Source organism: Micromonospora sp. CA-263727, assembly GCF_050942455.1.
Taxonomy (GTDB): Bacteria; Actinomycetota; Actinomycetes; order Mycobacteriales; family Micromonosporaceae; genus Micromonospora.
Window position 1 is genome coordinate 5450981 of the sequence record NZ_CP192031.1, and the last position, 25328, is coordinate 5476308.

Below are 25328 nucleotides of genomic sequence, written 5' to 3' on the forward strand. Positions count from 1 at the left end.
CGCAGGCGTTAAGAGGGGGCCCTTCCTTACACCGCTCCGGTGTCCGGCGTCACAGGGATTCCGGGGTGACGGCCGTCGCCCGCCGTTCATCGACGGCCACCGTCCGGCGTAGGCTCGTTTTGTGACGATCGAGCACTCCGCGCCGACGACCGGCCACGCCGCGCGCACCGCGACGCCCGCTCCCGAGGGACGGCGCCTGCTGCGGATCGAGGCCCGCAACGCCGAGACGCCGATCGAGCGCAAGCCACCGTGGATCAAGGTCAAGGCCAAGATGGGCCCGGAGTACACCCAGCTGCGCGGGCTGGTTGCCCGCGAGGGGCTGCACACCGTGTGCCAGGAGGCCGGCTGCCCCAACATCTACGAGTGCTGGGAGGACCGCGAGGCCACCTTCCTCATCGGCGGCGACCAGTGCACCCGTCGCTGCGACTTCTGCCAGATCGACACCGGCAAGCCGGCCGAGTTCGACGCCGACGAGCCGCGCCGGGTCGCCGAGTCGGTGGTGTCGATGGGTCTGCGGTACGCCACCATCACCGGCGTGGCCCGCGACGACCTGCCCGACGGCGGCGCCTGGCTCTACGCCGAGACGGTCCGGCAGATCCACGCGCTGCAACCCGGCTGCGGCGTCGAGCTGCTGATTCCCGACTTCAACGCCGTGCCCGAGCAGCTCGCCGAGGTCTTCGGCGCCCGGCCCGAGGTGCTGGCGCACAACGTGGAGACGGTGCCGAGGATCTTCAAGCGGATCCGGCCGGCATTCCGCTACGAGCGGTCGCTGGACGTCATCCGGCAGGCCCGCGCCGCCGGCCTGGTGACCAAGAGCAACCTGATCCTGGGCCTCGGCGAGGAGCGGGCCGAGATCTCCCAGGCCCTGCGCGACCTGCACGCCGCCGGCTGCGAGCTGATCACCATCACGCAGTACCTGCGCCCCACCCCCCGGCACCACCCGGTCGAGCGTTGGGTCAAGCCGGAGGAGTTCGTCGAGCTGAGCGCCGAGGCCGAGGAGATCGGCTTCGCCGGGGTGATGAGTGGGCCGCTGGTCCGCTCGTCGTACCGCGCCGGCCGCCTCTACCAGCAGGCCCTCCAGGCCCGCGAGGGCGTCCCGGTCGCCGCCGGCTGAGCTGCTTCCCGACCGCCACGCCGGTGCGGCGACCACCCGTGCGCCGGCCGGGTGCCATGATCGGCCCATGACCGCCGGGGTACGCCGAGAGCCACGCGACGCGCTGCGCGCGCTCCCGGCGGCCCTGCGCATCCGGCCCGGCTCGCTGCCAGCACTACCCCGCTCACTGCGTGCGCTGCGGGCACTGCCCCGTGCACTGCGCGCCCGGCCCGGCTCCCTGCTGGCACTACCCGGCTCCCTGCTGGCACTGCCCCGCTCGCTGCGTGCGCTGCCCGGTCCGCTGCGTACCCTGACCGGCGCCCGGTTGTCCGGCGTCCGATCGCGCGCCTTCCGGCTGGCTGGCTCCCGGGCGTCTGGCTCCCGGTTGCACCGCTCACGGCTGACCGGCTTCCAGCTTCCTGTGCTGCTCACCGTGCTCGCGTTCCTCGCCGGGGTGGGTTACCGCCTCGGCCTGCTGCTGCTCGACGCGCCTCCCACCAACAGCGACGAGGCCACCATGGGCCTGGCCGCCCTGCACATCTCGCGGGGTCAGGAGTTCCCGATCTGGTTCTACGGCCAGTCGTACATGGGCACCCTGGAGGCCTGGCTGGCCGCGCCGGTGTTCGCCCTGGCCGGGCCGTCGACGTTCGGCCTGCGGCTGCCCACCCTGGCCATGTACGCACTGTTCGTGCTGCTGCTCTGGCGGCTCACCCTGCGGTTGACCGGGGACCGCTGGTTCACCCTGCTGGTCGTCGTGCTGCTCGCGCTCGGCTCGGACCGAATCGTCAAGAACCAACTCATCGCCGGTGGCGGCTACCCGGAGATGAACGTGGCCGGGGCAGCGCTGGCCCTGCTGGCGTACGACCTCGCGGCCGGGCGGCCCGGCCGGCGGCTGGCCCGCTGGGTGACCTGGGGATTCCTCGCCGGGCTGATGCTCTGGGTCGATCCGCTGGTGCTGCCGTACGTGGCCGCCACCGGGCTGGTGCTGGCAGTCTTCCGCCGACCGGAGCTGCTCGGCCGGCCCGGCGCGCAGCTCGACCGGGCCGGCGCGCAGCTCGACCGGGGCAGCGTGCTCCTCGGCCGGGCCGCCGCGCTGCCCGGCCGGGGCGGTGTGCTGCCCGGCCGGGGCGGTGTGCTGCCCGGCCGGGGCGGTGTGCTGCTCGGCGTCGGCGCCCTGCTCGGTGCCGCGCCGCTGCTGGTGGACAGCATCATGGCGGGCCGCAACCCGCTCGCCGCGGTGCTCACCGCCAGCGGCGCCGACCAGCCCGCCGGCTGGGCCGACCGGCTGCACGGCGGGCTGGTGCTCGGTCCCGCGCTCGGCATGGGCTTCTGCGACCCGGGCCGCTGCGCCGGCTGGCAACTCTGGTGGGCGGCGGCGTTCCCGGTGCTGCTGCTCGCCGCCGCGCTGACCGCCTGGCGCACCCTACGCAACCCGCCCGCCGCCTCGACGCGTGTGCCCGCAGATCTTGGACACTTACCGTTCAATGCTGACGGAAACTGTCCAAGATCGGCTGATGCGGAGGGCGGCGATGGCGCGGGGCAGGTGGCGCGGGTCGGGGCGGCGGTGTCGCTCGCTCTCGTCGCGGCGGCGGTGGCCACCGTTGCGGCGTACACGGTCAGCAGCGCGGCCGGGCGCACGCCGGTGGAGAGTTCCCGCTACCTCTCGTGCCTGCTGATCTCCGTACCGGTGCTGCTGTGGCCGCTGTGGACGGCGGCCCGGCGACGCGGGCGGACCGGTCCGCCCGCCACACCGTCCCGGATCACGGCGTCCGAAGCACGCGTGGCGTCCGAGGCGCGCGTGGCATCCGAGGCGGGCGTGGCGTCCGAAGCCCCGACGGCGTCCCGAGCCGCCGTGGCATCCGGAGCCCCAGCGGCATTCGGAGGCCCAGCGGCATTCGGAGGCCCAGCGGCGTTCGGAGCCGCCGTGGCGTTCGGAGCGCTCGCGGCCACCCTCGGCACCGCCGGCGTCGCCACGGCCGGCGCGATCGGTGCCGCGCCGGCCGCGCACGCCGCCGAGGCACGGTACACCGCGCTGGTCGCCGCGCTACGCGAGCGGGATGTGCGGCACGTGTACGCCACCTACTGGACCTGCAACCGACTCACCTTCGCCAGCGCCGAGGAGGTGGTCTGCGCGGTCGTCGACGACGATCTCCACCCCGGCCACGACCGCTACCGGCCGTACCGGCGCGCGGTGGCGGCGTCGGCCGCGCCGGCCTGGGTCGCGCCCGACGGCTCCCCGCTCGCGGCTCGCCTGGACGAGCGGCGGCACGCCGAGCCCGGCGCTCTCGACCTGCTCACCGTCGACGGCTGGCGCGTCTACCTACCCCGTGACTGACCCGCCCGGCCTGAGTTCCCGCCCTGGCCCGGTGCTGCCGCGCCTACGCACGCCCGTTGCTCTGGCCCGCCTCTTCTCCTTGGCCGGCCCGCCCTGACCCGGAGGGGTCGGTCAGGAGGTTCAGGCGGTGCGCCACGGCGGCGGCCTCGATTCGGTTGGTCACGTCCAGCTTGGCGATGATCCGGGAGACGTGCACGCTGGCCGTCTTGGGCGAGATGAAGAGCTGCTCGGCGATCCGGCTGTTGCTGTGCCCCTCGGCCACCAGGCGCAGCACCTCGCGTTCCCGCCCGGTCAACAGGTCGCCGCCCGGCCGGCCCCGGCCCGCGCCGCGCAGGCCGACCCGGCGGGCCAGGGTGGTGGCCTGCTCGGCGAGCGGGGTGGCACCGAGCCCGTCGGCGAGCGCGAGCGCCTCGGCGACCGCGGCCCCCGCCTCGCCCCGTTCGCCCGCTCCGGCCGCCGCCTCGGCGAAGCCCAGGAGCACCCGCGCCAACGATCCGGGCTGACCGGCCGTCCGCCACGCCTCGACCGCGGCCCGCCAGGCGGCGAGCGGACCGTCGCCGGGGGCCACGGTGGCGGCGACCTCGGCGGCGTACGCCCGCTCGGCGGGGAACCGGACCGCGACCGTGGCGGCCAGCCCGGCGACCTGGGCGGCGATCGCCTCGTCGCCGGTGTACCGGGCCACCCGGGCCTGGGCGGCGAGCACCGGCCAGCCGTAGCGGGGGTACACGGCGACCGCCGGGTCGGTCAGGCTCGCCTCCGCCGCCCGCCGCGCCTCCGCCCGGTCGTCGGCGGCGAGCGCCGCCGCCAGCCTCAGCTCCGACAGCGGGAGCCGGTTGTGCGGGTGCAGGTACGGCTTGGTGAGGAAGCCCAGCGCCCGGCCCACCGTCTCGTCGGCGCCGGGGTGCCCCTGGGCCAACCGCAGCCCGGCCCGCAGTTGCAGCCAGTGCAGCCCGGACACGCCCGGCGGATCGAGCCGGGCCGCCTCGGCGCAGACCTGGTCGGCCTCCGCCCACCGGCCCAGCGCCAGCAGCGCCTCGGCCTGGTTGGAGAGGAGGTACGCCCCGGTGGAGCGGCTGATCCCGACCCGGCGCGCCTCGGCCACCCCGTCTGCGGCGGCGCGTGCCGACTCGGCGTACCGGCCCAGTTCGAAGAGCACGTCGGAGATGTGCACCAGGGCACTGACCAGAGCCGGCGCCTCCCCGGCGGAGCGCGCCAACGCCTCGCACCGGCGCAGCTCGGCCAGCCCGAGATCCGGTACGCCGTCACGGCGGCGCAACACGGCGAGCTGCACCGGCAGCAGTTCGTCGTTCACCCCGGCCGCCTGGGCCGCGGCCACCACCTCGGCGGCCACCCGGGCCCCGTCGGCGTGGTCGATGCGGGCCAGGTGGTTGGCGAGGTCGGCGAGGAGCAGCAGTCGCTCCCGGCCGTCGGGCACCCCCGATGTCAGCCGGTACGCCTCGCGCAGCTCGGCCGCGCCGTCGCTCTTGCCGAGCATGGCCAGCATCCGGCCCCGCCGGTCCAGCAGTCGCGCCGCGCGCAGCGGCTCTGTCTCGGTGTCCACCTCCGCCAGGGCGGCCCGGGTCAGGGTCAGCGCCCGGTGGTAGTCACCGGCGGTGGTCGCGGCGGCGAGGGTCTCCTCCAGCACCGCCAGGTGGTCCATGCCGAGCCGGTCGGCCGCGTCGGGCACCAGCTCCCACAGCTCCAGTACGCGTTCCAGCAGCCGGCTCTGCTCGGCGTACGCGTACCGGTCGGCGGCGGCGCAGGCGGCCACCCGGGCGGTCACCAGCGCACGGGGGTGGTCGTGGGCCGCGTACCAGTGGTGGGCGATCTCAGCCGGGGCCCGGCCGGCGGCGACCAGGTGGGGCTGGGCCTCGACGGCGGCGGCGAACCGGGCGTGCAGGCGGGCGTGCTCGCCGGGCAGCAGGTCGTCGTGGACCGCCTCGCGGACCAGCGCGTGCCGGAACTCGTAGTCGCCGTCCGGGTCGGCCACCAGCAGCTGGCCGGCGACGGCGGCCCGCAGCGCGTCGTCCAGCTCCGGCTCGGGCAGCCCGGCGACCTCGGCCAACAACTGGTGGGCCAGCCGGGTGCCGCCGGCCGCGGCGATCCGGAGCACCCGCTGGGCCGCCTCGGGCAACCGGTCCACCCGGGCCAGCAGCAGGTCGCGGAGCGTGTCCGGCAACGCGGCGCAGCCGATCGGGCTGCCGGCGGCGGCCAGCTCCTCGATGAAGAGCGGGTTGCCCTGGGTACGGTCGTGAATGTCGTCGACCGCCCGGGCGACCGGCTCGGTGCCGAGCAGCCCGGCGAGCACCGCCCCGGTGCCGTCCCGGTCCAACCGGCCCAGCTCGATCCGGTCGACGCCCCGGGCCCGGTCCAGCTCGGCCAGGAAGGGGCGCAGCGGATGGCCCCGGTGCAGCTCGTCGGTGCGGTAGGTGCAGACCAGCAGCAGTCGCCCGGTGGGGGCGGCCCGCACCAGGAAGCCGATCAGGTCGCGGGTCGACCGGTCGGCCCAGTGCAGATCCTCGATCAACAGCACCAGCGGCTGGTCCACGGCGAGCCGGCCGAACAGCTCGGCGACCAGGTCGAACAGGTAGCCACGGGGAGCGTCCGAGGGCGGCCCGACGGCGGACACCGCCACACCGGCAGGGACCCGGGCCAGCTCCGGCAGCAGTCGGGCGAACTCGGTCTCGTACCCGTCGAAGACGGCGGTACCGTCGCGGCGCAGCACCGCGCGCAGCGCGGCGGCGAACGGGGCGAAGGGCAGGCCGGCCTCGCCGAGTTCGAGGCACTGACCGACCAGCAGGCGGGCGTCGCCGCCGGCCGACCGGCCGAACTCCTCCAGCAGCCGGGTCTTGCCGACCCCGGCCTCGCCGCCGACCAGTACGGTGACGGGCTCGCCGGCCCGGGCACGGGTCAGCGCGTCACGCAGCTGCGCCATTTCGCGCTGCCGGCCGACGAGCACGGTGCTGGGGGCGCGGGCGGTCACGGCACCGAGCATGCCACGCCCGGTCCCGCCGTCGTCGTCGCCGACCACCCGGTTGCCGGGCCGCGTGTTAAGCGGGGCCCCTTCCTCTACCGGAGGCGTTAAGAAGGGGCCCTTCCTTACATCCGGGTTCACTGGCGGGTTGGGGCGCGCCAGCGGCTCAGCCAGCTGCGGGTCGACCGGCGCGGCAGCGACCGGGCCAGCCGGTCCTGGGCCGCCTCGGCCCGCAACTCGGCGGCGTGCGTACGGTGAACGGAGAGGAGGAAGTCTGCGTCGTTGCCGAACATGTCGGGCTCCTTGCGATCGTCGTCATCTGCCGACTCTGACTCTGCTCGCGAAGGTGCCGCCGGGGCGTGAGTAGGCCGCCTGATCTTTGCCCGCTCCCCCTCCTTACGCCCGGCCGGTGGAGCCGCCACGGCGCCGTAAGGTACTCAGCCGGCCGAGGTCCGGCCGCGGATCAACGGTGCGGCGTGCGACCACTAGACTCGACGCCATGGCAAAGCCCCAGGAGAAGGTCTCGTTCGGCCAGCGGCTGAAGCAGATCGGGTTGGTGTTCCGGTTCACCGCCAAGCAGGACAAGTGGTTCGCGCCACTGGCCACCGGCGCGGTGCTGATCCCGCTCGCGCTGACCGTGGTCGCGGTCGTGCTGTGGGGCTGGCTCTGGCTGCCGCTGGGCATCCTGTTCGCCCTGCTCCTCCTGCTGATCGTGCTCAACCTCCGGTCCAACCGGGCGATGATGAACGCCGCCGAGGGCCAGCCTGGCGCCGCCGCGCAGATCATGGAGAGCATGCGGGGTGACTGGCGGGTCTCCCCCGCGGTCAGCTCCACCACCCAGATGGACATGGTGCACCTGGTCGTCGGCCGTCCGGGCGTGATCCTGCTGGCCGAGGGGAACCCGCAGCGGGTACGCGGCCTGCTCGGCCAGGAGAAGCGTCGGCTCGCCAAGGTGATCGGCAACGCCCCGCTCTACGACTACGTCATCGGGCAGGACGAGGGGGAACTGCCGATCCGCAAGTTGCGGATGACCCTGATGCGGCTGCCACGCAACCTCAGTGGCAAGGACGTCAACTCCCTGGAGAAGCGCCTCAAGGCGCTCACCGCCCGACCCCAGATGCCCAAGGGCGCCATCCCCAAGAACCTCCGCCCGCCGCGCGGCGCCTTCCGCCAGACCCGCGGCCGCTGACCCAGCCGCCCCGGCCCGGCAGTCTCCGAGGATCGGCTCAGCGGGCGGGGGTGACCACCGAGCCGGTGAGGCGGTCGTGCAGGCCACGACGGTGCTGGTCCATCAGGAGGGCCGGGACGACCAGGGCCAGCAGTACGCCGCGCAGCAGGGCGCGGGGCAGGCCGATCCGCCCGCCGTCGGTCCAGTCGACGCAGCGGATCCTGGTCAGGTACATGCCGGGGGTCTGCGCGAACAGGCCGAGGAAGAGTCCGTACGCCACGATCAGCACGGCCACCGGGGCCCAGGCGTCCCGGGCGGGGCTGGCGAACAGGCCCGACGCGAGCAGGCAGAGGACCCAGTCGATGACCAGCGCCCCGAACCGGCGACCCAGGTCAGCGGGGGTGAAGGCGGGATCCGCGGCGGGGGGCGGGGTACGGTGCTGGGTGGTCACAGCGGACAAGAGTAGTCAGCCGCGACACACCGGCCGAGCGCGGAGGCCCGACGCGTAGCGCGGGCCCGACGCGTAGCGCCGAAAGGGACCAACCACACCAATTGTCACTACACTGACAAAGCAGTTAGCAGTCCCCCGCTCCCCAGCGTCCGTACCAGCCGCCGGGGTGACAGATCGCGAGGGACGTAACACGGCAGAAACACTGGAGACATGGCCGGGCAACCGCACGGCCATAGCGTCGCCAGGAGCCTAGCTACCCGTGGACGTGCCAGGAGGACGAGTGTTCGCCAATCCCGAGGAACTCCTGCGATACCTCAAGAACGAGGACGTGAAGTTCGTCGACGTACGTTTTTGTGACCTGCCCGGCGTCATGCAGCATTTCAATCTGCCGGTCGAGTCCTTCGACGACAGCGTCTTCACCGACGGCCTCGCGTTCGACGGCTCGTCGATCCGTGGCTTCCAGGCGATCCACGAGTCGGACATGCTCCTGCTCCCGGACGTCGCGACCGCCTTCATCGACCCCTTCCGCGCGCAAAAGACCCTCGCGCTGAACTTCTTCATCCACGACCCGTTCACCCGTGAGGCATACTCCCGGGACCCGCGGAACGTGGCCAAGAAGGCCGAGGCATACCTCGCGGCCAGCGGCATCGCCGACACCGCGTACTTCGGCCCGGAGGCGGAGTTCTACATCTTCGACTCGATCCGCCACGAGACCTCCGCCAACCAGGCGTTCTACTACATCGACTCGATCGAGGGCGCCTGGAACACCGGCCGCGAGGAGGAGGGCGGCAACCGCGGTTACAAGACCGCGTACAAGGGTGGCTACTTCCCGGTGCCGCCGGTCGACCACTACGCCGACCTGCGGGACGGCATCGTGCGCCGGCTGATCGACACCGGCTTCACCGTGGAGCGCTCGCACCACGAGGTCGGCACCGCCGGCCAGGCCGAGATCAACTACAAGTTCTCCACCCTGCTGCACGCCGGTGACCAGCTCCAGCTCTTCAAGTACATCGTGAAGAACGAGGCCTGGGCCAACGGCAAGACCGCGACGTTCATGCCGAAGCCGCTCTTCGGCGACAACGGCTCGGGCATGCACACCCACCAGAGCCTCTGGCTCAACGGCGAGCCGCTCTTCTACGACGAGACCGGCTACGCCGGCCTCTCCGACACCGCCCGCTGGTACATCGGCGGCCTGCTGCACCACGCCCCGTCGCTGCTGGCCTTCACCAACCCGACGGTCAACTCGTACCGTCGCCTGGTGCCGGGCTTCGAGGCGCCGGTCAACCTGGTCTACTCGCAGCGCAACCGCTCCGCCTGCACCCGCATCCCGGTCACCGGCAGCAACCCGAAGGCCAAGCGGGTCGAGTTCCGGGTGCCGGACCCGTCGGCCAACGTCTACCTCGCCTTCTCGGCGATGCTGATGGCCGGCCTGGACGGCATCAAGAACAAGATCGAGCCGCCGGCACCGATCGACAAGGACCTCTACGACCTCCCGCCGGAGGAGTGGGGCGACGTCAAGCAGGTGCCGGGCTCGCTGCCCGAGGTGCTGACCGCGCTGGAGGCCGACCACGACTACCTGCTGGACGGCGGCGTCTTCACCCCGGACCTGATCTCCACCTGGGTGGACTGGAAGCGCAGCAACGAGGTCGACCCGGTGCGCCTGCGCCCGACCCCGCACGAGTTCGCCATGTACTTCGACTGCTGATCCAGATCAGCGTCGTTCGGGCCGGCTCCGCATTGCGCGGGGCCGGCCCGAGTGCGTAGCGGGGCCACCTAATACCTTCGCGTCCGATATATTGCCGGTGTGGACACACCACTACGCGAACCCACCTTCCTCATCCTCACCGCGCTCGCCCGCGAGCCGATGCACGGATACGCGATCATCGGCGAGGTCGCCACCCTCTCCGACGGGCGGCTCTCGCTGCGCCCCGGCACCCTCTACGGCGCGCTGGACCGGCTCACCGACGCCGGCCTGGTGGAACTCGACCGCGAGGAGACCGTCGACGGTCGGCTGCGCCGCTACTACCGCCTCTCCCCCGCCGGAGACGCCACGCTCGCCGCCGAGACCGAACGGCTCCGACGCAACGTCGAGGTGGCGACCGCCCGGCTACGCGACCGCGCGGTACGACCGCTGGCCCCGCGTACCGCCGGGGGCCTGGCATGACCGGGCTGGAGCGCCGCTACCGGCAACTGCTGCGGGCGTACCCGGCCGGCTACCGCCACGAGCGGGGCGAGGAGATCGTCGGGACGTACCTCGACCTGGCCGCCCCGGGACGGCGCTGGCCCTCCCTCGCGGAGGCCGCCGACCTCCTGCGCGGCGGCCTCCGTCAGCGGCTCCGGGCCGCCGGCGCCACCGACCTCGTCCCCGGGGTACGCCTCGCCGCGCTGCTCGCGCTGACCACCGCCACCTTCCTGGCCGGTTACTGGATGCTCGTCGAGCAGCAGACGTCACCCGCCCAGTGGGGCATACCGACCTTCGGGCCGTTCCTCTCGGCCGGTGTCGTCGCGTGGCTCGGCTGGCTGGTCGCCGCGCTGCTCGTGCTCGTCGCACCGGGCCGACCCAGCCGAGTCGCCATCGCCCTGGCCGTCCTGGCGACCGCCGCCGTGCCAGCGATCGGCCTGATCACCAACGCGCCCCGGCCCCCGCTGCTGGTGCTGGTTCCACAGATCGCGCTCGGGACGCTGGCACTCGCGGTCGACCACCATCTGCCCCCACCGGCCCGGCTCCTGCCGATCGCGGCGGCGATCGGGGGTGGCGCGTTCGCGTATGTGTCCGGACACAACTTGTACTTCGGCGCCTACCGAGGAAGCGCCGAAGAGTTCCTGCCGGCGGCCGGCGCGGTGCTGCTGGTGGTCGCGGTGCTGCTCGCCGTCGGGCTGACCATGCGGCGGGACCGGCGGGGCGGCTGGGCGGTGACCGCCCTGCTCACCCCGGTCGGGCTACTCAGCGTGCACATCCTGGCCGGCGCGGTGGACGGCGTGGCCAGCGGCGCCCCGCGACCCACCCTGCCGACGCTGATCGCCACCGCCCTCACGGTGGGCCTGCTCGGGCCGGCGCTGCTGCCCGCAGCAGTCGCGCTGCACCGCCGTCGCGGCATCCCACCCTCCCAGCCCTGCCCGACCTGCGGCGCGCATCGCTGACCCGCCTGCCGATCTCCCTCTGGCCGGTGCGATCTCTGGCCGCCGGCGCGGTGTCGGCGCTGACCACCGTCAGATGACCCGACTCGGTCTCCCATCTCGGCCCATGCCGGAGCGTTTGGTGCCGGTGGGTTCATCTGTTGTCACTGGACCGACAACAGATGAACCCACCGCAGGCCATGGAGGTCAGGACGAGCGAGCCAACCCAGCGGCCCGGACCGACCGAAGCGCCACGGCCACGCCTGCCCGATCATGATCACGCTCGATCCTGGACCGAGTCGCATCGGTGTCGCGAGAAGGCCACTCGATCCAGGATCGAGTGGCCCGTCCGAGCGCGCCCCGTGAGGTCGGGCCAGGTGAGGTCGGGCCAGGTGGCGTGACGCTCGGACGCCGGTTGGCGTGGCGGGATGGGCGGCGTGCGGCTGGCCCTGCGAGCGTCAGCGCGAGTGGGCTCAGGGCAGCTCGCGGGCCCGGCGTAGCCGGGGCAGGCCCCAGACCGCCACGCCGATCACCAGCAGGGTCATCGCCACCGCGCCGGGCGCTTTTGCCAGTCGGGCCAGGTTGGTGCCGTCCGGCAGGGCGAGGAAGGCCACCAGCGCGCTGGGCGCCACGAACCAGGTGGTCCTGGCTGCCGCCACCGCGAGCACCGCCAGCGGCCAGGTCGCGTACCAGGGGTGGAACACCGGGGCGAGGGCGACCGTGAGTGCCAGCGCCAGCCCGGCACCGAGCAACACCACCCGGAGGCGACCGGCTCCTGCTCCGACCCCATCCAGACCCTGCGGCTCAACGCCGCCCAGACCCTGCGGCTCAACGCCGGCCCGGCCGTGCGGCTCGACACCGGCCTGTCCGCGCGGCTCGACGCCGCCCACGCCCTGCGGCTCGACGCCGGCCGGGCGGCGCAGTGCCGACCAGCTCCGCCACCAGAGCAACACGAGCAGGGCGGCCAGCAGCACCAGCGCCACGACCCGGGCCACCGGTACACCGGCGGGCTGCAGGCCGACCAGTCCACCGGCGTAGTCGACGACCATGCCGACGGCGGTCGGCGGCGACGTCCACTGCTCGGTGTCGCCGCTGCTACCCAGCCCACCGATCCAGCCCAGCCCGAGGCCCGACAGCAGCGAGGTCACCGCCAACCCACCGAGCACACCGACGGCGAGGGTGCCGCCGTCGCGCAGCAGCGCCGCCACGGTGTACCGGCCGCGCACCGCAGCCAACGCCGCGAACGGCAGCACCACCACGGCGGTGGCCTTCACCGACACCGCCAGGCCGAGCAACACCCCGGCAACCAGCAACCACCCGACGGCCAGCAGCGCCCCGGCAGCGCCCGTCTCCGGCCCGGACGGCTGGCCCGTCCACCTCGACCGAATTGGCTGGCCCAGCCGACTCGGCCTGCCCGCTTGGCCCGGCACGCTCAGTTGCCTCAGCGGACTCGATTCCCCCGGCAGACTCGATTCCCCCGGCACGCTTAGTTGGCCCGGCCGGCTTGGTTGGCCCGGCGGACTCGATTCGCCCGACGGACTCGATTCCCCCGGCCGGCTTGGTTGGTCCGGCGGACTCGATTGGCCCTGAGGGCTTGGGTGGCCCTGAGGGCTTGGGGCAGCGAGGTGGGGCGGGCCCGTCGTTCGGTGGGGGCGACGGACCAGTAGCAGCAGGCCGAGCAGGAGCAGGCCGAGCATGACCGCGTCGTTGTGCGCCCCGGCCACCAGGTGCACCCCGACCAGCGGGCAGGCCAGCACCAGCCAGGTCGCCCGCCGGGGCGGCACCCCAGCCGCCCGGGCCAGGCCGGGCAGGCAGAACGCCGCCAGCAGCAGCCCCGCCACCGCCAGCACCCGCAGCAGCACCAGAGTGCCGGCCAGGCCACCGCCGAGGACCACGGCGAGCGCGGCGAGCAGCACGAAGAACGGCCCGTACGGTGCCGGGGTGTCCCGCCAGATCGGCGCGACCGTCTCCAGCCAGGGACAGCCGGCTGCGGCCACTCCGGTGGCGTACGGGTCGCCGCCGTCGGCGTACACCCAGCCCTGGCAGGCGTACGAGTAGATGTCCCGGCTGCCCAGCGGGGCGGTGACCAGCAGGGGCAGCGCCCACAGCCCGGCGGTGACGTACGCCCACCGGGTCGACGGCGCGCCGCCGCGCAGCGCCCACCAGGCACCCACCATCGCGCCGGTGCCGAGCAGCCACAGCACCACGGTCAACGGGCCGCCGTCAGAGGACCAGACCCGGGACGTGGTCGCGCCGGGCAGCGCGCCGCCGAGGTACCCGGCGACCGCCAGCAGCACCGCCCCGGCCAGCCCGCTGTAGCGGACGCCCCGATCACGGGTGCCGACCAGCCGGGCACCAGACGCCGGCTCAGCACCAGACGCCGGCTCAGCACCAGACGCCGGCTCAGCACCAGACGCCGGCTCAGCACCAGACGCCGGCTCAGCACCAGACGCCGGCTCAGCACCAGACGCCGGCTCAGCACCAGACGCCGGCTCAGCACCAGACGCCGGCTCAGCACCAGACGCCGGCTCAGCACCAGACGCCGGCTCAGCACCAGACGCCGGCTCAGCACCAGACGCCGGCTCAGCACCAGACGCCGGCTCAGCACCAGACGCCGGCTCAGCACCAGACGCCGAACGGGCACCAGACGCCGACCGGGCACCGGACGCCGGTGGGGCGTCTCGGGCTGGGTGGGCATCGGGGGCGGGACGGGCGCCGGGATCGGTCACCGACGCACTCTCCTCAGTCGGCGGGAACCGGGCGGCGGGCCGCCCGAGCCGACCGTACCAAGCGAACCGCCACCACAATCACCAACAGCGTCATCAGCGGCGCCCCGACCGTCTTGCTGTACCGAGGCAGCCCGGTGCCGTCGGCCAGCACCTGGAACGCGGCGAACACGGCCACCGCGCTGAACCACCAGGTGCGGTGGGCGGTGGCGGCGAGCAGGGCCAGCGGCCAGAACCAGTACCAGGGGTGGAACAGCGGGGCGAGCGCCACCGTCGCGGTCAGCGCCAGCGCGGCGTGCCACAGCGGATCGCGGTGCCGAGCCCGGAACCACAGCCAGACCAGCAGCGCCGCCAGCACCACCATGCCGATCCCCCGGGTCACCGGCAGCGCGTCGACGTGCAGGCCGAACGGCAGCACCAGGTAACCGACCGTCTGCCCGACGGCGGTCGGCGGCGAAGTCCAGGCGATCACCTCGTTGCCGTGCGACAGTCCGGTGATCCAGCCGAAGTCCAGCCCGGCGGCGAACGTCACGCCGAGCAGCGTCGCCACCGCCCCGCCGACCACCGGCGTACCGTCGCGCAGCAGCGCCCGCAGCGAGAACCCGCCGACGATCGCGGCGAGCGCCGCGAACGGCACCACCACCAGCGCGGTCACCTTGATCCCGGCGGCCATGCCGAGCACCACCCCGCCGGCCAGCAGCGGCCACGGCCGGCCCGGCCAGCTGACCACGATGGCCAGCCCGGCCACCATCAGCCCGACCATCAACGCGTCGTTGTGCACCCCGGAGACCAGGTGCACCCCGACCAGCGGACTGGCCAGGGCCAGCCAGAGCGCCCGGCCGACCGGCACGCCGCAGCGGCGGGCCAGCACCGGCAGGCAGGCCGCCGTCAGCACCACCCCGGCCACCGCGATCACCCGGAACAGCGCGATGCTGCCGAACAGCGAGCCGGTCGCGGCCACCACCGCGCCGGAGAGCATCACGAACAGCGGTCCGTACGGCGCCGGGGTGTCCCGCCAGATGTGCGACATGGTGTCCAGCCAGGGGCACGGCAGGGTGGAGACCCCGAACTCGTAAGGGTTGATGCCGGCCGAGTAGCTGGCCCCCTGGCAGGCGTACGCGTAGGCGTCCCGGCTGCCCAGCGGCGGCGTGAACAGGAACGGCAACAGCCACAGACCGGCGGTGACCAGGGCCCACCGGGCCGACGGCACCCGGTCCCGCAGCACCCACCAGGCGACCGCCATGGCGGTGGTGCCGACCAGCCAGAGCCCGATGATCAGCGGCCCGTGTGTCCCCTGCCAGATCCGCACCGGAGTCGGTCGAAGATCTCCGTCGGGTAGGGCGCCACCGAGGAACGCGGCCACGGCGAGCATGATCGATCCGGCCAGTCCAGTCCAGCGCACGAGGTGATGGGGCACGCCGGACATGCTGCCAGTACCGTGGTCGCGGTACGGAGGTGGGCATGCGGGGCAGTCGGGTGGTGGCGCTGGCCGCCGCGTCCGCCGGGGTGCTCGGTGTGGCGTACCTCCTCCTTCCGCCGATGGGTTCGGACCTTGCCGCGCAGGTGGCCCGGGCCGACTTCTTCGCCGCGCACGGCCCGACCCCGGTGGACCTGCGCTGGTACGGCGGCGTCCAGCAGTTCGGCTACAGCCTGCTCGCCCAGCCGGTGATGGCCCTGCTCGGGGTACGCCTCACCGGCGTGGTGGCGTTGGTCACGGCGGCGACCGTGTTCGCCGCGCTACTGGTACGCACCCGGGTTCCCCGGCCGCTGCTCGGCGCTCTGGTCGGGGTGGTCACCATCGCCGGCAACCTGATCTCCGGCCGGGTGACGTACGGCCTCGGGGTGGCCTTCGGCCTCGCCGCCCTGCTCGCCCTCACCTGGCGGACCGACGCCGTCCGCCCGGCCGGTGCCGGCGGTCGGCCACGGCTCGACACCTCCACCGGCCGGCCACGGTCCGACCTGCCCACCGGCCGGCCACGGCTCGGCGCCGCCACGGGCTGGCTGCGGCTCGGGTGGCGCGGCGGTTGGCTGCGGCTCGGGTTGGCCGCGGCCGGGGCGCTGCTGGCCTCGGCGACCAGCCCGGTGGCCGGTCTCTTCGTCGGCCTCGCCGGAGTCGCCCTGCTGCTGTCCCGCCGGTACGCCGACGGCCTCGCCATCGCGGTCGCCGCCGCCCTGCCGCTGGGGGCCACGGCGGTGCTGTTCGGCGACGGCGGCTGGATGAACATCAGCCGCACCGACGCGATCCGGGCGACGGTGACAGCCCTGCTGGTGGCCGTCCTGGTCGGGTACCGGCCGGTACGGTTGGGTGCGCTGCTCGCAGCGGGTGGGGTGGTCGCGGCGGCGCTGGTGCACACCCCGGTCGGGCTGAACGCCACCCGGCTCGCGACCATGTTCGCGCTGCCGCTCCTGGCCGCCGCGGCCCTTCCCCCCACCTGGCTGGCCCGACCGGCCCGGCGACACCCGGCCACGCCACCACCCAGCCCACCGACCCGGCCCAGCCCACCGACCCGGCCCAGCCCACCGACCCAGCCCAGCCCGGCAGCCCAGCCTAGCCCGGCGTTCCAGCCCAGCCTGCCGGCCCAGCCCGGCCCGGCGACCCGACCCAGCGCCGCCGGGCTGGCTGGCGCGGCGGCGCGGCCGCACCGGCGGGGGATGGTGGCGACGGCGCTGACCGTGCTGCTGGCGGCGGTGTGCTGGTGGCAGCCACCGGTGGTCCCCGCCGACCTGCGCAGCCTCGGCGACCCGACCAGCGATCCCGGCTACTTCGCCCCGCTGCGCGCCGAGTTGGACCGGCGCGGGCTCACCGGCCGACTGGAGGTGCCACCCACCCGCAACTACTGGGAGGCCGCCCGGCTCGGCGACGTGCCGCTGGCCCGGGGCTGGCTGCGGCAGGCGGACATCGAGCGCAACCCGTTGTTCTTCGCCACCGTGCCGGGCGCGACCGGCACCGGCGTGCCGCTGACCGCCGAGACCTACCGGGCCTGGCTGGACGAGAACGCGGTGCAGTATGTCGCGGTGCCCGACGCGCCGCTGTCCTGGGTCGGCCGGGCCGAGGCCGAACTGGTCACGGGCGGCCTGCCGTACCTCACCGAACTCTGGTCGGACCACCGCTGGCGGCTGTACGCGGTGACCGACCCGACGCCGCTGGTCGGGGCCCCCGGCGAGCTGCTCCGCGCCGACGGCGCGGCGGTGACCTTCCGCACCGGAGGCGCCGCCACGGTGCCGGTACGGGTACGGCACAACCGCTGGCTCACCGTCACCGCCGGCCCCAGCACGGCGACCCGCCGAACGGCAACCACCGCCGGGGGAACCGCCGCTGCGCCGGGAACCACGGCTGCGCAGGGAACCGCCGCTGCGGAGGGTGTCGCCGACCGGCCGGTGGTGGCCGATGACGGCGGCTGGACCGCCGTCACCGTGCCGAGCGCCGGCACCTGGACCCTCGGCACCGGACTCCGGTGTTAATAGGGGGCCCCTGCTCTACCCCAGGCGTTAACAGGGGGCCCTTCCTTACATCTCTAGGAGGTGTTCGGTGGCGGTGCGGGAGCGGCGGGCGGTGCGTAGGTACTCGTCGAGGAACTCGCCCGGGTCGTCGCGGCCGAGCAGCCGGACCACGCCGGCCAGCTCCACGCCGTGCCGGGGCAGTTGGTCGCCGGCCCGGCCACGGACCAGCATCAGCGCGTTGCGGACCTGCGCGGCGAGGGTCCAGCCGGCCGCCATCGCCTCGGCGTCCGCCGGGTCGACCAGTCCGGCGTCCCGGGCGGCGGCGAGCGCGTCGACGGTACGCGTGCCGCGCAGCGCCGGGTACGCCCCCGCGTGCCGCAGCTGGAGCAGCTGAACCGCCCACTCGACGTCGGCCAGACCGCCCCGTCCCAGCTTGGTGTGGGTGGCCGGGTCGGCGCCCCGGGGCAGCCGCTCGGTCTCCACCCGCGCCTTGATCCGCCGGATCTCGACGACCTGTTCCCGGGTCAGCCCGTCGGCCGGGTAGCGGACCGGGTCGACCATCTGCTCGAACCGGGTGCCCAGGTCGGCGTCGCCGCAGACGCATCGGGCGCGCAGCAGCGCCTGTGCCTCCCACACCCGCGACCAGCGGGCGTAGTACTGCTGGTAGGCGGCGAGGCTGCGGACCAGTGGCCCCTGCCGGCCCTCCGGACGCAGGTCGGCGTCGACGCCGAGCGGCGGGTCGGGCGCGGGCATGCCGAGCAGGCGGCGCAGTTCCTCGGCGATGGCCTGGGCGGCGGCGCTGGCCGCGCTCTCGCTGACGCCCTCCGGCGGGTCGTAGACGAAGAGCACGTCGGCGTCGGAGAGGTAGTTGGACTCGTAGCCGCCGAGCCGGCCCATGCCGATCACCGCGAAACGCAGCCCCGGCATGGCCGGCTGGGCGGCCCGTGCGGTCCGCAGCGCGGCGGCGAGGGTGGCGTCGGTGACGTCGGAGAGCGCGGTGCCGACCGCGGTGATGTCGGCCAGGCCGGAGGTCGGGCGGCCGTCGGGGCGAGCCGGGGCGAGCGAGCCGGCGCGGCTGAGCACGTCGGCGCAGGCGAGGCGGAGCAGTTCCCGGCGGCGCAGCGCGCGTACCGCCCGGGTGGCCTCGACCGGGTCGGTGTGCCGGGCCGCGGCGGCGGCGAACCCGTCGCAGAGCACGTCGCGGGGGCGCGGGCTCAGTTCGCTCTCCTCGGCCAGCAGGCGCAACGCCTCCGGCTCGCGGGCCAGCAGGTCGGCGGCGTACCGGGAGGAGGAGAGCACCCGGGCCAGCCGGCGGGCCACCGGCCCCGAGTCGCGCAGCAGCCGGAGATACCAGGGGGTGCTGCCGAGGGAGTCGGAGACCTGCCGGTAGTTGAGCAGGCCGCGGTCCGGTTCGGGGGCGTCGGCGAACTCGCTGAGCAGGACCGGCAGCAGGGTGCGCTGGATCGCCGCGGTGCGGCTCACCCCGCCGGTGAGGGCCTGGAGGTGACGCAGCGCCCCGGCCGGGTCGGCGAAGCCGAGGATCTCCAGCCGGTTGCGGGCCGCCGCCGGGGTCAGCCGCAGGCCGTCGGCGGGCACCCGGGCCACCGACTCCAGCAGCGGCCGGTAGAGCAGTTTGGCGTGCAGTCGGCGTACCTCGGTGGCGTGGGTGACCCACTCGGCGCGGAACTCCTCGACGGCGCTGCGCCCCGGCGTGGCCGCGTAGCCGAGCGCGGTGGCCAGCCAGCGCAGCGCGCCCGGTTCGGTCGGCACGGTGTGGGTCCGGCGCAGGCCCTGAAGTTGCAGGCGGTGCTCGATGCCGCGCAGGAAGCGGTAGCCGCGCAGCAGCGCCTCCCCGTCGGCCCGGCCGACGTAGCCGCCGTTGACCAGCGCCCGCAGGGCGGGGAGGGTCCCGGGCGCGCGCAGCGACTCGTCGCCCCGGCCGTGCACGAGTTGCAGCAGCTGCACCGCGAACTCGATGTCGCGCAGCCCACCGGGACCGCGCTTGATCTCGCGTTCCAGCTCCTTCGGCGGGATGTGGTCGATGATCTTCCGCCGCATGGCCCGGACGTCCTCGACCGCCTCCGGGCGCTCGGCCGCCTGCCAGAGCAGCGGGGCCAGGGCGTCGATCCACTCCTGGCCGAGCGCCAGGTCGCCGGCGGCCGGGCGGGCCTTGAGCAGCGCCTGGAACTCCCAGGTGCGGGCCCACCGCCGGTAGTACGCCAGGTGGCTCGCGAGGGTCCGCACCAGTGGACCCCGGTTCCCCTCGGGGCGCAGCGCGGCGTCGACCGGCCAGGCGACCAGCCCGCAGATGTGGATCAGGCGGGTGGCGATCGTGGTCGCCGTGGTCAGGTCGTCGTCCTCGGCGGCCACGAAGATCACGTCGACGTCGGAGACGTAGTTCAGCTCGCCGCCGCCGCACTTGCCCATCGCCACCACGGCCAGCCGGGGCTCCCGGCTCCCGTCGGGCAGTTCGGCGACGGCGATCGCGTACGCCGCGGAGAGGGTGGCGTCGGCGAGCGCGGAGAGCGCGGCCATGGTCTGTTCCAGGCCACGTCCGCCGGTCAGGTCGGCCGCCGCGACGCGCAGCAGGGCCCGCCGGTACGCCTGACGCAGCACCGCCACCGGGTTGCCGTCCCCGGAGAGGTCGAGCTGCCCGTCGGCGATCGGGGCGAGCCCGTCCGGGGCGGTCCGCAGCACCGGCCACTGGTCCGGGTTGGCGACGAGATGGTCGCCGAGCGCCGAGGAGGCGCCCAGCACGGCGATCAGCCGGCGACGCAGCCCCGCGTCCTCGTGCAGCGCGGCGAGCAGCGCCGAGCCTTCGCCGATGCCGCCCGGCGACGCACCTGGGCCGCCGGGCACCGCATCGCCGGCTGCCGTGGCCCGGCCCGGCCCGGCGCCGTGGCCCGGTCGAACCGCGCCGGCCGGGCCCGGCCCGCCGTTCCCGGTCGACCTCGCGCGATGCTCGCCCTCGACGAGCCGGTGCAGCTGGCGTAGCGCCAGGTCCGGGTCGGCGGCCCGGGACAGCGCGGTGAGCAGTTCCTGGGCCGCGTCGTCGGTGGGTTCCTGGGTCTGTGGCCGCCACAGGTCGAGCCCGCCGGGGCCGAGCAGGTCGGCGGCCCGGGCGCCGCCGTCGTCGTCGGCGATGCCGAAGCCGTAGCGGGCGAGCCGGCCCGTGGCGCTGGTCGGCCGGCCCATCAGTGGCCGAGCAGCGGCAGACTGCGGCGCGACCCGCTGTCGTCCAGTTCGCCGAGGGCAAGCGCGGCGAACCGGGCGGCGAAGGGCTGCCACACCTCCTCGACGTCGGCCATCACCGCGTTGCAGGCGGAGATCACCAGCTGCGGGTCGTAGCCCAACTCGGCCAGCAACACCGAGTCGGCGGCCCACTCCGCGATCATGGCGGTGTCACACTCGATGTGGAATTGCAGGCCCCAGGCCCGGTCGCCGAGGCGGAACGCCTGGTGCGGGTAGCGGGTGGAGGCGGCCAGCAGGGTGGCGCTGGCGGGCAGTTGGGTGATCTCGTCGGCATGCCACTGGAGCACGTCGGGGATCAGCGGGACGTACCGGAAGAGCGGGTCGGACTCGGCCGCGTCCCGGCGGCCGACCACGGCGGGGCCGACCTCCGGACCGGACGCGCTCCGCTCGACCGTGCCCGCGTGGGCGGTGGCGAGCAGCTGGGCGCCGAGGCAGATGCCCAGCGTCGGCACCCGGTGCCGGACGGCCTTGCGCAGCAGCCCCTCCACGGCCGGGAACCAGGGCGCGTCCGGTGCCCCGTCGGCGTCCGGATATGCCTGCTGGTCACCGCCGAGCACCACCAGGGCGGCGTACCCGTCGAGGTCGGCCGGGAGCGCGTCGCCGCGGTGCGGGCGGATCACCGACAGGTCGAGGCCGGCCTCGGTCAACCACTCCCCCAGCCGGCGCAGGTCGTCGGTCGGGTCATTCTCGATCACCAACGCGGTTGCCACGCCGTCGAGGCTATCCGGTCCCGCCGACCGGATCGCCACGCGGGACCGGTGCGGTCTCCAGGAACCCTGCCGATGCTCTGGAACGGCGCACTAGGCTCAGCCGCTGTGCCCGACCACACCCCGCCCGACCACACCACGCCCGACCACTTCCCGCCCGACCACTTCCCGCCCGACGATGTCGTACGCCCGCCGGCGCTGCGCCCCGGCGACACCGTGATGCTGGTATCGCCTTCGGGGCCGACCCGCCCGGAGCGGGTGGCCCGGGGGATCGAGCTGCTCACCGGCTGGGGCCTGCGGCCGGTGCTCGCGCCGAACGTGTACGCCCGGCAGGGCTACCTGGCCGGTTCCGACGCGCTCCGCGCGGCCGACCTGAACACCGCCTTCGCCGACCCGGGGGTGCGCGGGGTGATCTGCACCCGGGGCGGCTACGGCGCGCAGCGGGTGGTGGAGGCGATCGACATGGCCGCGGTGCGCCGTGACCCGAAGGTGGTGGCCGGCTTCTCCGACATCACCGCGCTGCAACTGGCCCTGTGGCGGGGCGCCCGGCTGGCCGGGGTGCACGGGCCCGGGGCGGCCTGGCGGGACGAGCGCACCCCGCTGGCCTCGGCGGAGTCCCTGCACGCGGCGCTCACCACCACCACGCCGGTCACCGTACGCGCCGTCGAGGGCGAGGAGACCTTCGGCGTACGCCTGCCGGGGCGGGCCGTCGGCCGGCTGCTGGGCGGCAACCTCTGCCTGATCGTGGCCACCCTGGGCACCCCGGACATGCCCGATCTGACCGGGGCGGTGCTGCTCCTGGAGGACATCCAGGAGCCGCCCTACAAGGTCGACCGGATGCTGACCCAGCTGCGCCGGGCCGGCGTGTTGGAGCGGCTGGCCGGGGTCGCCGTGGGCCAGTTCACCGACTGCGCGGACGGCTGGGAGGTGGGCGTCGCCGACGTCCTCACCGAACGCCTCGGCGACCTGTCGGTGCCGGTGCTGGGCGGCCTGCCGATCGGGCACGGACCCGGTCAGCTCAGCGTTCCGGTCGGCACGCTGGCCACCCTCGACGCCGAGGCCGGAACGCTGACCGTCGCCCCCGCCGTCCGCTGACGCCGCCGGCCGGGGTGAGCCGGGCCGGGCAAAGCCGGGCCGGGCAAAGCCGGGCCGGGGTGAGCCGGGCCGGGGTGAGCCGGGCCACGGCCCCAGCCCGTCACGGTTTCCCCGTCCGCCACAGCCGTGCCGACCTGTCGTGCCCGGATGGCCTCGGCGCGCCGAAGCAGCCGATTCACCCGTTTTGCCCGGCCGGATTGCCAGCCCGCTGACAGCTTCGCCACGGCTCGCCCCAAGCCAGCGCCATCACTGTCGGTGACGTCAACGGAACACCTACGAGTTGGAGGATCGATGTCCCGCACGATCTCGAAGAAGCACCTGCTGGCCGGTCTGGCCGCCGCGGGCGTGCTCGGCGTGGGGATTGCCGCTCCCACCGTGGCGCTCGCCGACGACAAGGCCACCCCGAGCGCCAGCGCGAGCGCCGAGGAGCAGCAGCAGGACGGCCAGCGGCCGGAGCGCGGGGAGCAGCGTGAGGCGTTCGCCGAGGCGCTGGCCGAGGAGCTCGGCGTGCCCACCGAGAAGGTGACCGCGGCCCTGGAGAAGCTCCGCGAGGAGCACAAGCCGCAGGGCCGGCCGGACGGCCAGGGCCGCGAGGGCCATGGCGACAAGGGCCGTGAAGGCCGTGGCGGCGAGCGCGGGCCGAAGGCATCCGCCGAGGACCGCAAGGAGGCGCTGGCCGAGCGGCTCGCGAAGGCGGTCGAGGACGGCAAGCTCACCCAGGAGCAGGCCGACGCGATCACCGCGGCCGTGGAGGCCGGCGTGCTCGGCGGCCCGGGTGGCTGGGGCGGCCCGGGTGGGCCGGGCGGCCGTGGCGATCACGGAGACGCACCCGGCAAGTGACGCCCAGGCCGGCTTGACCGGCTCCACGACGCCGGTATGGCGGTATCCGGACAAACCGCGATACCGCCATACCGGCGGAGCAGATGGGATCGGCCCCGGCGCGGGGCATGGAGTGGATCGGGCCCCGGCGCGGGCACGGAACCGATCAGCCCCGGCCCGGCCCGGAGGTGGATCGAGCCGGGCGGCGCGGCGTCGTCAGGCGATGCAGGCGCAGACGATCAGCGCGGCGCCGAAGTGGGTGGCGGCGCTGACCCGGGCCGCCGGGTGCGGCTCGTCGGAGCAGACGACCTCGCCGAGTTTGCCCGGGGTGAGCAGGTCCAGCACGAAGAAGGCCAGCGCCATGATGGCCAGGCCGATCAGCCCGAACAGCACCGTCGAGGCCAGCCCCTTGGCGAAGTCGTGGTAGCTGGTCAGGATCGCGGTGAACACGATCGCGGCGACACCGAGCTGGTTGGCGGCGAGCAGCAGCCCGGCGTTGGCGTTGCGGCGGATCCAGATCAGTTCCCGCAGCTTGCCGGGCGTGAGCAGGTCGACCAGCAGGAAGCCGGCGGCCATCAGGCCGACCCCGACCGCCCCGAACACCACGCTCTGCCAGGCTCCGCTGAGCAGATCCTCCAGCACCGACTGCCTCCCCGACCGTCCCCGGCCGGCGGGCGCCGGCACGGTGATCGAGACGATAGCGGGGAGGCGCAACGCCCCACGCCGGCCCCTTCACGGGGCCCGCCGCCCTACAGCGCCAGGTAGCGCCGCCGCTCGTACGGGGTGACCTCGCGGCGGTACTGCTCCCACTCGGCGCGCTTGTTACGCAGGAAGAAGTCGAAGACGTGCTCGCCGAGCACCTCGGCGACCAGTTCCGAGCCGGCCATCACGTCGATCGCCTCGGCCAGGTTCTCCGGCAGCGGTTCGTACCCCATCGCCCGCCGCTCGGCGCTGGTCAGCGACCAGACGTCGTCCTCGGCGCCCGGCGGCAGCTCGTACCCCTCCTCGATGCCCTTCATCCCGGCGCCGAGCAGCACCGCGAAGGCGAGGTACGGGTTGGCGGCCGAGTCGGGCGAGCGGATCTCCACCCGGGCCGAGTTCGGCTTGCCGTACGCCGGGACGCGAACCAGCGCGGAGCGGTTCAGGTGCCCCCAGCAGACGTACGCCGGGCTCTCGGTGACCCGGTCCGGCAGCGCCTGCGGGAAGAGCCGCTTGTACGAGTTGACCCACTGGTTGGTGACCGCGGTGTACTCGCGGGCGTGGGTCAGCAGCCCGGCGATGAACGCCCGGGCCACCTTGGAGAGCTTCATCGGGTCGCCGGCGTCGTGGAACGCGTTGCGCTCCCCCTCGAAGAGCGACAGGTGGGTGTGCATCCCGCTGCCGGGCTGGTCGGTGAAGGGCTTGGGCATGAAGGTGGCCTGCACCCCGGTGGAGAGCGCCACCTCCTTGACCACGTGCCGGAAGGTCATGATGTTGTCGGCGGTGGTCAGCGCGTCGGCGTAGCGCAGGTCGATCTCCTGCTGGCCGGGGGCCACCTCGTGGTGGCTGAACTCGACCGAGATGCCGATCCGCTCCAGCGCCAGCACCCCCTGGCGGCGGAAGTCGCGCGCCACCGCGTGGGTGGTGTGCTCGAAGTAGCCGCCGCTGTCCACCGGCACGGGCACCGAGCCGTCCATCGGCCCGTCCTCCAGCAGGAAGAACTCGATCTCGGGGTGGGTGTAGAAGGTGAAGCCCTTCTCGGCCGCCCGGGACAGCGCCCGGCGCAGCACGTGCCGGGGATCGGCCCAGGACGGGCCGCCGTCGGGGAGCAGGATGTCGCAGAACATCCGGGCGCTCTCGCCGCTGACCCCGCCCTCGAACGGGAAGACCTGGAAGGTGGTCGGGTCGGGCATGGCGACCATGTCCGACTCGAAGACCCGGGCGAAGCCCTCGATGGCCGAGCCGTCGAAGCCGATGCCCTCCTCGAAGGCGGCCTCCAACTCGGCGGGGGCGACGGAGACGCTCTTGAGCGTGCCGAGCACGTCGGTGAACCAGAGCCGGACGAAGCGGATGTCCCGCTCTTCCAGCGTACGGAGGACGAACTCCTGCTGACGGTCCACTGCCCCAACCTTCCGCGACACGCTCTGTCCGCCTCGGTCGGGCCTTGCCCG

At 74.3% G+C, this 25328-nt stretch carries 18 protein-coding genes; 9 read left to right on the plus strand and 9 right to left on the minus strand.

Going from position 1 to position 25328, the window contains the following annotated elements:
- The first annotated feature begins 121 nt into the window (after positions 1-121).
- Both lipA and ACQPYA_RS23755 read left to right on the plus strand, forming a co-directional pair.
- Positions 122-1114 carry a lipoyl synthase gene (gene lipA / locus ACQPYA_RS23750; RefSeq protein WP_433529301.1) on the plus strand — a complete coding sequence of 331 codons (993 nt, stop codon included), beginning with the start codon at positions 122-124 and terminating at the stop codon, positions 1112-1114.
- A gap of 364 nt (positions 1115-1478) precedes the next feature.
- Positions 1479-3428, plus strand: a complete 1950-nt coding sequence (locus ACQPYA_RS23755; protein WP_433533587.1) for a hypothetical protein — start codon at positions 1479-1481, stop codon at positions 3426-3428.
- A gap of 43 nt (positions 3429-3471) precedes the next feature.
- Here the strand turns inward: ACQPYA_RS23755 and ACQPYA_RS23760 are convergent, their stop codons facing one another.
- Positions 3472-6411, minus strand: a complete 2940-nt coding sequence (locus tag ACQPYA_RS23760; RefSeq protein WP_433529302.1) for a helix-turn-helix transcriptional regulator — start codon at positions 6409-6411, stop codon at positions 3472-3474.
- A gap of 128 nt (positions 6412-6539) precedes the next feature.
- Complete coding sequence (locus ACQPYA_RS23765) at positions 6540-6695, minus strand: hypothetical protein (protein WP_433529303.1); 156 nt, start codon at positions 6693-6695, stop codon at positions 6540-6542.
- Between the two features lie 206 nt (positions 6696-6901).
- Here ACQPYA_RS23765 and ACQPYA_RS23770 point away from each other — a divergent pair, with 206 nt between their 5' ends.
- Complete coding sequence (locus tag ACQPYA_RS23770; RefSeq protein ID WP_433529304.1) at positions 6902-7591, plus strand: DUF4191 domain-containing protein; 690 nt, start codon at positions 6902-6904, stop codon at positions 7589-7591.
- Between the two features lie 37 nt (positions 7592-7628).
- Here ACQPYA_RS23770 and ACQPYA_RS23775 read toward each other — a convergent pair whose 3' ends face one another.
- A complete protein-coding gene (locus tag ACQPYA_RS23775; protein ID WP_433529305.1) occupies positions 7629-8021 on the minus strand; it encodes an RDD family protein in 393 nt (130 codons plus the stop codon).
- A 280-nt stretch (positions 8022-8301) separates the two neighbouring features.
- Here ACQPYA_RS23775 and glnA (ACQPYA_RS23780) point away from each other — a divergent pair, with 280 nt between their 5' ends.
- From glnA (ACQPYA_RS23780) to ACQPYA_RS23790, 3 genes are all read left to right on the plus strand, one after another.
- Positions 8302-9726 (plus strand): type I glutamate--ammonia ligase, encoded by a 1425-nt coding sequence (gene glnA, locus ACQPYA_RS23780; protein WP_433529306.1) that lies wholly within the window; start codon positions 8302-8304, stop codon positions 9724-9726.
- A gap of 99 nt (positions 9727-9825) precedes the next feature.
- Positions 9826-10185 (plus strand): PadR family transcriptional regulator, encoded by a 360-nt coding sequence (locus ACQPYA_RS23785; protein WP_433529307.1) that lies wholly within the window; start codon positions 9826-9828, stop codon positions 10183-10185.
- Positions 10182-11162, plus strand: a complete 981-nt coding sequence (locus tag ACQPYA_RS23790; RefSeq protein WP_433529308.1) for a hypothetical protein — start codon at positions 10182-10184, stop codon at positions 11160-11162. Before ACQPYA_RS23785 ends, ACQPYA_RS23790 begins: the two co-directional genes overlap by 4 nt.
- A gap of 449 nt (positions 11163-11611) precedes the next feature.
- Here the strand turns inward: ACQPYA_RS23790 and mptB (ACQPYA_RS23795) are convergent, their stop codons facing one another.
- Positions 11612-13435 carry a polyprenol phosphomannose-dependent alpha 1,6 mannosyltransferase MptB gene (mptB, locus tag ACQPYA_RS23795; protein ID WP_433529309.1) on the minus strand — a complete coding sequence of 608 codons (1824 nt, stop codon included), beginning with the start codon at positions 13433-13435 and terminating at the stop codon, positions 11612-11614.
- Between the two features lie 445 nt (positions 13436-13880).
- Entirely contained in the window at positions 13881-15281 is a 1401-nt protein-coding gene (mptB, locus tag ACQPYA_RS23800) for a polyprenol phosphomannose-dependent alpha 1,6 mannosyltransferase MptB (RefSeq protein WP_433529310.1), read from the minus strand.
- A gap of 44 nt (positions 15282-15325) precedes the next feature.
- Between mptB (ACQPYA_RS23800) and ACQPYA_RS23805 the strand changes: the two genes are divergently transcribed.
- A complete protein-coding gene (locus ACQPYA_RS23805; protein ID WP_433529311.1) occupies positions 15326-17326 on the plus strand; it encodes a hypothetical protein in 2001 nt (666 codons plus the stop codon).
- Between the two features lie 45 nt (positions 17327-17371).
- On the opposite strand, the gene ACQPYA_RS23810 is transcribed toward ACQPYA_RS23805, so the two are convergent.
- Positions 17372-20500 carry a bifunctional [glutamine synthetase] adenylyltransferase/[glutamine synthetase]-adenylyl-L-tyrosine phosphorylase gene (locus ACQPYA_RS23810; RefSeq protein ID WP_433529312.1) on the minus strand — a complete coding sequence of 1043 codons (3129 nt, stop codon included), beginning with the start codon at positions 20498-20500 and terminating at the stop codon, positions 17372-17374.
- Positions 20500-21267 (minus strand): type 1 glutamine amidotransferase, encoded by a 768-nt coding sequence (locus tag ACQPYA_RS23815; protein WP_433529313.1) that lies wholly within the window; start codon positions 21265-21267, stop codon positions 20500-20502. Before ACQPYA_RS23815 ends, ACQPYA_RS23810 begins: the two co-directional genes overlap by 1 nt.
- Positions 21268-21483: 216 nt before the next feature.
- Between ACQPYA_RS23815 and ACQPYA_RS23820 the strand changes: the two genes are divergently transcribed.
- The gene (locus ACQPYA_RS23820) at positions 21484-22359 is read left to right on the plus strand and encodes a S66 peptidase family protein (protein WP_433533588.1); all 876 of its coding nucleotides are present in this window, start codon (positions 21484-21486) and stop codon (positions 22357-22359) included.
- 291 nt (positions 22360-22650) lie between these two features.
- Positions 22651-23199 carry a hypothetical protein gene (locus tag ACQPYA_RS23825; protein WP_433529314.1) on the plus strand — a complete coding sequence of 183 codons (549 nt, stop codon included), beginning with the start codon at positions 22651-22653 and terminating at the stop codon, positions 23197-23199.
- A 195-nt stretch (positions 23200-23394) separates the two neighbouring features.
- Here the strand turns inward: ACQPYA_RS23825 and ACQPYA_RS23830 are convergent, their stop codons facing one another.
- Both ACQPYA_RS23830 and glnA (ACQPYA_RS23835) read right to left on the minus strand, forming a co-directional pair.
- Positions 23395-23820, minus strand: coding sequence for a DUF350 domain-containing protein (locus ACQPYA_RS23830; protein ID WP_433529315.1), 426 nt, complete (start codon positions 23818-23820; stop codon positions 23395-23397).
- 107 nt (positions 23821-23927) lie between these two features.
- Complete coding sequence (gene glnA, locus ACQPYA_RS23835) at positions 23928-25277, minus strand: type I glutamate--ammonia ligase (protein ID WP_433529316.1); 1350 nt, start codon at positions 25275-25277, stop codon at positions 23928-23930.
- Positions 25278-25328: the final 51 nt, after the last annotated feature.

Coding starts and splice junctions, on each gene's coding strand:
- ACQPYA_RS23810 (WP_433529312.1), bottom strand. CDS start 20,500: ATGGGCCGGCCGACCAGCGCCACGGGCCGGCTCGCCCGCTACGGCTTC.
- ACQPYA_RS23765 (WP_433529303.1), bottom strand. CDS start 6,695: ATGTTCGGCAACGACGCAGACTTCCTCCTCTCCGTTCACCGTACGCAC.
- ACQPYA_RS23820 (WP_433533588.1), top strand. CDS start 21,484: ATGCTGGTATCGCCTTCGGGGCCGACCCGCCCGGAGCGGGTGGCCCGG.
- ACQPYA_RS23790 (WP_433529308.1), top strand. CDS start 10,182: ATGACCGGGCTGGAGCGCCGCTACCGGCAACTGCTGCGGGCGTACCCG.
- ACQPYA_RS23770 (WP_433529304.1), top strand. CDS start 6,902: ATGGCAAAGCCCCAGGAGAAGGTCTCGTTCGGCCAGCGGCTGAAGCAG.
- ACQPYA_RS23805 (WP_433529311.1), top strand. CDS start 15,326: ATGCGGGGCAGTCGGGTGGTGGCGCTGGCCGCCGCGTCCGCCGGGGTG.
- ACQPYA_RS23825 (WP_433529314.1), top strand. CDS start 22,651: ATGTCCCGCACGATCTCGAAGAAGCACCTGCTGGCCGGTCTGGCCGCC.